The sequence below is a fragment of the Pseudomonas sp. genome, from assembly GCF_036387035.1.
Taxonomy (GTDB): Bacteria; Pseudomonadota; Gammaproteobacteria; order Pseudomonadales; family Pseudomonadaceae; genus Aquipseudomonas.
Genome location: NZ_DASVUM010000203.1, coordinates 1 through 6,998 on the forward strand (window position 1 = coordinate 1; position 6,998 = coordinate 6,998).

Annotated in this window: 7 protein-coding genes and 1 pseudogene; 7 read left to right on the top strand and 1 reads right to left on the bottom strand. The window is 59.3% G+C overall.

Annotation, left to right across the window (positions count from 1 at the left end; translation table 11 throughout):
• The 3 genes and pseudogenes from VF672_RS19300 to VF672_RS19310 all read left to right on the top strand — a co-directional run.
• A pseudogene (locus tag VF672_RS19300) lies at window positions 1-681 on the top strand (hypothetical protein); the annotation flags it as partial.
• Between the two features lie 64 nt (window positions 682-745).
• Window positions 746-1,240 carry a hypothetical protein gene (locus VF672_RS19305; RefSeq protein WP_331106149.1) on the top strand — a complete coding sequence of 165 codons (495 nt, stop codon included), beginning with the start codon at window positions 746-748 and terminating at the stop codon, window positions 1,238-1,240.
• A 111-nt stretch (window positions 1,241-1,351) separates the two neighbouring features.
• Window positions 1,352-1,873, top strand: a complete 522-nt coding sequence (locus tag VF672_RS19310) for a cytochrome b (RefSeq protein WP_331106150.1) — start codon at window positions 1,352-1,354, stop codon at window positions 1,871-1,873.
• Window positions 1,874-2,137: 264 nt separating this feature from the next.
• On the opposite strand, the gene gabP is transcribed toward VF672_RS19310, so the two are convergent.
• Window positions 2,138-3,529 (bottom strand): GABA permease, encoded by a 1,392-nt coding sequence (gene gabP / locus VF672_RS19315; protein ID WP_331106151.1) that lies wholly within the window; start codon window positions 3,527-3,529, stop codon window positions 2,138-2,140.
• A gap of 498 nt (window positions 3,530-4,027) precedes the next feature.
• Here gabP and VF672_RS19320 point away from each other — a divergent pair, with 498 nt between their 5' ends.
• From VF672_RS19320 to VF672_RS19335, 4 genes are all read left to right on the top strand, one after another.
• The gene (locus tag VF672_RS19320; protein ID WP_331106152.1) at window positions 4,028-4,801 is read left to right on the top strand and encodes an ABC transporter ATP-binding protein; all 774 of its coding nucleotides are present in this window, start codon (window positions 4,028-4,030) and stop codon (window positions 4,799-4,801) included.
• 13 nt (window positions 4,802-4,814) lie between these two features.
• Window positions 4,815-5,579, top strand: a complete 765-nt coding sequence (locus tag VF672_RS19325) for an ABC transporter substrate-binding protein (RefSeq protein WP_331106153.1) — start codon at window positions 4,815-4,817, stop codon at window positions 5,577-5,579.
• A 67-nt stretch (window positions 5,580-5,646) separates the two neighbouring features.
• Window positions 5,647-6,342: an ABC transporter permease gene (locus VF672_RS19330; protein WP_331106154.1), complete on the top strand. Its 696-nt coding sequence runs from the start codon at window positions 5,647-5,649 to the stop codon at window positions 6,340-6,342.
• Window positions 6,339-6,998: ABC transporter permease (locus tag VF672_RS19335; RefSeq protein WP_331106155.1), on the top strand; the 660-nt coding region annotated here is incomplete at its 3' end. The genes VF672_RS19330 and VF672_RS19335, both read left to right, overlap by 4 nt.

Sequence of the window (6,998 nt, forward strand, 5' to 3'; positions counted from 1 at the left end):
GAGCCGACCAAGGAGCCCGTCATGGCATCTGTGAGCAAGCAACAGAAACGCGCCAAGCGCGCCAAGACCAAAGCCAAGGAGCAGCGTGTCGCCCGCCAGCACCCGCAGACGCCCAACCCGATCGTCCCGGATTACTTCATGCCTGATTTCTTCTCGGACGAGGAAGCAGCACTGTTGGACGACGATACCCTGCTAACGAATTTCGTAGAGCCCGACATCCTGGAAACCATGGACGAAGAAGAGCGGGAGGCGATGGTGGCGGTGATCAGGGGCGAGGACATCGGGATGTCGCTCACTGAAGACGAAATGCTGCTGATGGAGGTGTACCAGTCCCCTGCCCCACTGCCGTCTCAGGAGCAGCGACTCGCCCATTACGAAGTGCTCAAGCTTGCCGAGCAGCAAGGGTTCCTCGATCTACTCGATGCTTTCGCCAGAGGTCCGATAGCCGCCCACGCTTTTTACGACATGGACTTCGACAACTACCTCGACGTTCTAGTCAGCACGCTTGGCGCTTACTGGACATGGGCTCACGGACTGGATGAAGCGACCATACGGGCACGCATCCACGATGATGACTTCTATGAGGCCTTCCGCGCCGTTCTCGGCGAGATCGAGATGGAACTCACGATGCAGATGTTGGGGATAGACCGCAACGAGCACGACGAACCGGCACAAGACTGAATACAATACGCGCCCGATGATCCTGGGCCATGCCAATGGCTGCACCGCACAAGGAACCGCCGTCATGGCCTCCCCCGATAAACAGCAAAAACGCGCCCAGCGGGCAAAAGCCAAGGCCAAGCAGAACCGATCAGGCAAAACCAGGCCGAGCGTTATTCACCCGGTGCTCAACCACGCCTTCGTCAACGAGCCCTTCGATGACGTTGAGATCGACCTGAGCACGTTCGATTTCAAGGACATCGAAGAAAACGGTTTCGATCCGGCGGATTTCGACGACCTGTTCGAAGCAATGAAACAGGCCGAATCGATAAGCTTGCTGGCGATGTGCGTGGTCTTCCTGCAGTACCCGGTGCTGGAGCTGGTGATCGCCGAAGAGGACGAAGAGCCGGCGACTGATTTCATGATGGGCCTGCTGATCACCTACCGCGGTCTCTTCCATGAGGAAGATGAAGACTTGGCCGTTGAATGGATCGGAAGCGACGCCTTCCAGACCGCCTACAACGAAGCGTCAGTGATTCTGCAGAAAAAGAACGCACGGGGAGCGGGCGGGCGCCCTTAACACGTTTTTTGATTTACATGACCCCGGTCAAAACGGTAGCTTTGCGCCATTACGAGAATGCAACTCCTTCTCAACTAAAGGCTGGCCGTTTTGACAATTCCGAACACTCCTTTGCCTGAACCGGCTTCAGGCGAACCGAGCGCTTATTCAACAACCCGAATCTTGCTGCATTGGCTGTCCGCCGCCGTCATCCTGTGGGCGACGTTCAGCGGCTTTGGCGTGTTATTGCTGGATCAGAGCCATCCATTTCGGGAGTGGGTCGAGTCGTTCAACCCGCAGCTCACCAGCCTCTTTATTCCATTCTTTGTCTGGCGTTTGTGGCTGGCCGTTAAAGCCCCTGCGCGGGACACCGCCCAAAACGCTCAGGCGCGACTGGCGAGCGCGGCGCACAAGGCGATTTATGCGGCAGTGTCCGGCGTGCTGATCACCGGCGTGCTGATGATGAGCCATCCGGTCATCCTGCTGGCGCTGGTGCCGCTGCCGCAGCTCATTCACTCAAAGATCGCGCTGCTGGAACTCCATGAGGTGCACCACGCCCTGTGCGCCGCGTTGGCAGGCTTGGTGGCGCTGCATCTGGGGGCAGTGGCGATGCACCAAGTGCGGGGGAAGTCAGTGCTGGGGAGAATGCGGTAAGAGCGCCATGCGTTCCGTGGAAATATCGGGCTGCGATTACAGTTAGCTCAGCGCTTGATTCGAGATAGTTTTTTGCCGCCTCCCCCACAACCCCCTCAAAATAGGACGTTTAAGGCCCATGCTTATAGATAAGTCTAAGAGCTCTTAGAGATATCAATCCTGCAATACCTCTCTGGAAAATAATCCACTGAACATAAAAAAGCCACCATCATCCCTGACAGCGGCTTCTCATTAGCGGCCTCTTACAGCCAGCTCACTTGCCTATCAATTCAGCACAACCTTGCCAGCCCTACCCGCCTTGCGACGGTTCGAGACAATCAGGCCTGCCGCCACGACCATCACGCTCAGCAGCCCGGTGGCGATGATTTCCATGCGATGGCCTTCCTGGAACAGCATGATGGTCAGCACGGCGACGATGAACACGATGACCGCCCAGGTCAGGCCCGGGAACAGCCACATGCGGAAATCGATAGCCTGGCCTGCGGCCTCGCGCTTACGACGCATGCGCAGCTGGGACACGGCGATCACCAGATAGACCAGCAGCGCGATTGCGCCCGAGCTTGCCAGCAGGAAATCGAAGACCGCCGCGGGTGCGACATAGTTGGCGAACACGGCTGCAAACGCAGCGCCCGTCGACAGCAGCACTGCCCAGTATGGCGTGCCGGCTTTGGTGGTGCGCTGGGAAACAGCTGGCGCGTCGCCGCGCTTGCCGAGGGAGAAGAGCATGCGCGAAGCGGTGTACAGGGCCGAGTTCAAACAGCTGGTGACGGCGACCAGCACGACGATGTCGACGATCAGCTTGGCGTTCGGAATACCCATCAGGTCGAGGACGGTCTGGTACGAACCCACTTCAGCAAGCCGGCTGTCATTCCACGGCACCAGGGCGACCACCAGGAATATGGAGAGCAGATAGAACAGGCAGATCCGCCAGATCACCGAGTTGGTAGCCTTGGTGATTTGCTGGCCGGGATTCTTCGATTCTGCCGCCGCGATGGTGACGATCTCAGTCCCCATGAATGAGAACATGGTGGTCAGCATCGCTGCCAGCACCGCACCCATGCCGTTAGGCAGGAAACCCTGCGTGTCGTACAGGTGGCTGACGCCGCTGACCTCACTGTTCGGGAGCAGGCCCAACACGGCCGCAATACCCAGCACCACAAAGCCAATGATGGCCAACACCTTGATCAGCGCGAACCAGAACTCGAACTCTCCGTAGTTCTTCACGCTAAACAGATTGGTCGCGGTGAGCAGCAGGGTGATCACTAACGTGAACGCCCAGATGGCGACGTTCGGAAACCAGGCGTGCAGAATCGTTGCGGCCGCATTGGCCTCCAGCGGGATGACCAACACCCAGAACCACCAGTACAACCAGCCGATGGTAAAGCCGGCCCAGTGCCCGATAGCGCGGTCAGCGTAAGTGGAGAAAGAACCAGTGTCAGGCGAGGCGACGGCCATTTCGGCCAGCATGCGCATCACCAGCACCACCAAGGTACCTGCGGCACCGTAGGCCAGAAGCACGGCCGGCCCTGCTTCAGCAATCGCGTGGCCCGAGCCAACGAAGAGACCGGCGCCGATCACGCCGGCAATCGAGAGCATGGTGATGTGGCGCGGTTTGAGCCCTTGTTCAAGGTTTGAAGCGTTGGGTGTGCTGCTCATGGAACCAACCTTAGAAGGATTTTTGTACGGATCAGGACGTGCGGCGGCTCTTCGTAAAAAGAACACAACAGCCCTGTTATTTATTTTTTACGCAAGAATTACGCCAGGATGTTTCAGATACGACGTCGCAGCGGGATATGCCGACTCCAGGCGGATTTGCGCAAGCCCATGAATGCACTAGCGAATCGCCAGCCCCGCAGGAAACGTTACCGAGCGCAACAAGACGAAGACGCTTCAGCGCACCGAAAATACACACCTCAAGCGAAACGGCACCAAATAAGCGCACGAGATCGTCCGCTGATCGCGCGGTTGGCCGAAACACCCTTCCCCACGGCGGTTAAAGCTGGCACCATCGCGCCCTTTTTGCGCAAAGGCACTCTGCGCCTGCGCCCATCGAAGCTCATCTATCGAAGACGTCTCGCCGCACATCTGCTGCGACCGCCAGACTGCGACCCACTCGCCAGTCCGATGAGCCCACCGAATACACGAGGACTGAACATGGCCGAGGCCACGCCCGCCCTGGAAATCCGCAACCTGCACAAGCGCTACGGCGACCTCGACGTGCTCAAGGGCATTTCGCTGACTGCACGTGATGGCGACGTGATCTCGATTCTGGGCTCCTCCGGCTCAGGCAAGTCCACGCTGCTGCGCTGCATCAATCTGCTGGAGAACCCTCATGAGGGGCAGATTCTGATTGCCGGCGAAGAGCTCAAGCTCAAAGCCACCCGCAAGGGTGAACTGATCGCCGCCGACAACCGTCAGATCAACCGCCTACGCAGCGAAATCGGCTTTGTCTTTCAGAACTTCAATCTCTGGCCGCACATGACCGTCCTCGATAACATCACCGAGGCGCCGCGTCGCGTGCTGGGGCAGAGCAAAGCAGAGGCCACGGAAGTCGCCGAGGCCTTGCTGGCCAAAGTGGGGATTGCGGACAAGCGTCATGCCTATCCGGCGCAGTTGTCGGGGGGGCAGCAGCAACGTGCCGCCATCGCACGCACGCTGGCGATGCAACCCAAAGTCATCCTGTTCGACGAACCTACCTCTGCCCTTGATCCCGAGATGGTGCAGGAAGTGCTTAGTGTTATTCGTGGCCTGGCCGAGGAAGGCCGGACCATGCTGATGGTGACCCACGAAATGAATTTCGCCCGCCAGGTGTCCAGCGAAGTGGTTTTCCTGCACCAAGGGCTGGTAGAAGAACAGGGCTCGCCGGAGCAGGTCTTCGATGACCCGAGCTCGGCGCGCTGCAAACAATTCATGTCCAGCAATCGCTAACGGAGCAACATCGATGCAGACCCTGAGAAACATTCTGTTGGCCGCTGCCGCCACCCTGGCCATGGCCTCCAGTGCTTTTGCCGACGAGACCCTGAAGATGGGCATCGAGGGCGCCTATCCGCCGTTCAACAACAAGGACGCCAGCGGTCAGGTGGTGGGCTTTGACGTCGAGATTGGCAACGCGCTGTGCGCCAAGATGAAAGTGACCTGTGAAACCGTCACGTCCGATTGGGACGGCATCATTCCGGCGCTGAACGCGCAGAAGTTCGACTTCCTGATTTCCTCGATGTCGATCACCGAAGAACGCATGCAAGCCGTGGACTTCACCATCCCGTACTACTCCAACAAGCTGCAGTTCGTAGCCCCGAAAACCACTAACCTCAGTGGCGACCTCGCTGCCATCAAGGAAACGTTGAAGGGCAAGACCATCGGCGCACAACGCGCGACCCTGTCCGGCTCGTGGCTGGAAGATAACTGGGGCGACGACGTGACTGTGAAGCTGTACGACTCTCAGGAAAACGCGTTCCTCGACTTGGCTTCGGGCCGCCTCGATGCGCTGCTGGGCGACAAATACGCGAGCTACGAATGGCTTAAAGGCAAGGAAGGCCAGAGCTTCGAGTTCAAGGGCGACGCGCTTCCGGTTGACGACAAGATTGGCATTGCTGTACGTAAAGACGACCCGCTGCGCGACAAGCTGAGCGAAGCGTTGAAAGCCATCATCGCCGACGGCACGTACAAGAAGATCAACGACAAGTACTTCCCGTTCAGCATCCTCTGACCTGCCTGACCCGCGCTGCTGCTTGCCTTTTCAGGCGGCGGCGCCTGCCTTCCAGACATACAACGCCATGAATTTTGATCTCTATGGATTCGGCCCGGCGCTTGCCGCCGGCATGCTGATGACCCTCCAACTTGCGCTGTCGGCCCTGTGCCTGGGGCTTGTCCTGGGCTTGCTCGGAGCGTTGGCCAAGACCTCGCCGAATCGCGCCTTGAAGGCGCTGGGCAGCACCTATTCCACACTGGTGCGCGGCATCCCCGAATTGCTGTGGGTCTTGCTGATCTACTTCGGCACGGTCAGCTCGATGCGCGCCATCGGCAAGCTGTTCGATATCCCGAACCTGTCGCTCAGTGCGTTCGCAGCAGGGGTCATCGCGCTCGGTCTGTGCTTCGGCGCCTACGCGACCGAGGTGTTTCGCGGCGCCATGTTGTCGGTTCCCAAAGGTCATCGCGAAGCGGGGCTGGCGCTGGGCATGTCGCGCTCGCGGATCTTCTTCAAGCTGATCATGCCGCAGATGTGGCGTATCGCGCTGCCGGGGCTGGGCAACCTGTTCATGATCCTGATGAAGGACACCGCGCTGGTGTCGGTCATCGGCCTTGAGGAAGTCATGCGACATGCTCAGATCGCCGTGACTTCCACCAAGCAGCCTTTCACCTTCTACATGGTCGCGGCGCTGATGTACCTGTGCATGACGGCGCTGTCGATGATCGGCCTGGCATGGTTGGAAAAGCGTGCTTCTGTGGGCTTTGCGAGGAGCGCGTCATGAGCTGGGAATTCGTCCTCAAATGGCTGCCCAAGCTGCTGCATGGCGCGACCATCACGCTGGAGCTGGTCGCCGTCGCGGTGATCGCGGGGCTTATCCTGGCGATTCCGCTGGGCGTCGCCCGCGCCTCGCGTAACGCGTATGTGCGAGCGCTGCCCTACGCCTACATCTTCTTTTTCCGCGGCACGCCGCTGCTGGTCCAGCTGTTTCTGGTCTATTACGGCCTGGCGCAGTTTGACGTCGTCACCAAAGGTCCGCTGTGGCCTTACCTGCGCGATCCTTTCTTCTGCGCGGCGCTGACCATGACGTTGCACACCACCGCTTACATCGCGGAGATCCTGCGCGGCGCCATTCAAGCCGTGCCTCCTGGCGAAATCGAAGCGGCTCGCGCGCTGGGCATGTCCAGAGGCAAAGCGCTGCTGTACATCATCCTGCCCCGCGCCGCACGCATCGGCCTGCCGGCGTACAGCAACGAAGTCATCCTGATGCTGAAGGCCAGCGCGCTGGCGAGCACCGTGACCCTACTGGACATCACCGGCATGGCCCGCACCATCAACGCGAGGACCTACATGCCGGAGCAGACCTTCCTCATCGCCGGGTTGATCTATCTGGTGATGTCGTTCGTGCTGGTGCAAGGCTTCAAACTGCTGGAACGCCAC

Excerpts from the sequence above, each read along its gene's own strand:
- VF672_RS19325 (WP_331106153.1), top strand. The coding sequence starts at position 4,815 with ATGCAGACCCTGAGAAACATTCTGTTGGCCGCTGCCGCCACCCTGGCC.
- VF672_RS19320 (WP_331106152.1), top strand. The coding sequence starts at position 4,028 with ATGGCCGAGGCCACGCCCGCCCTGGAAATCCGCAACCTGCACAAGCGC.
- gabP (WP_331106151.1), bottom strand. The coding sequence starts at position 3,529 with ATGAGCAGCACACCCAACGCTTCAAACCTTGAACAAGGGCTCAAACCG.
- VF672_RS19330 (WP_331106154.1), top strand. The coding sequence starts at position 5,647 with ATGAATTTTGATCTCTATGGATTCGGCCCGGCGCTTGCCGCCGGCATG.
- VF672_RS19305 (WP_331106149.1), top strand. The coding sequence starts at position 746 with ATGGCCTCCCCCGATAAACAGCAAAAACGCGCCCAGCGGGCAAAAGCC.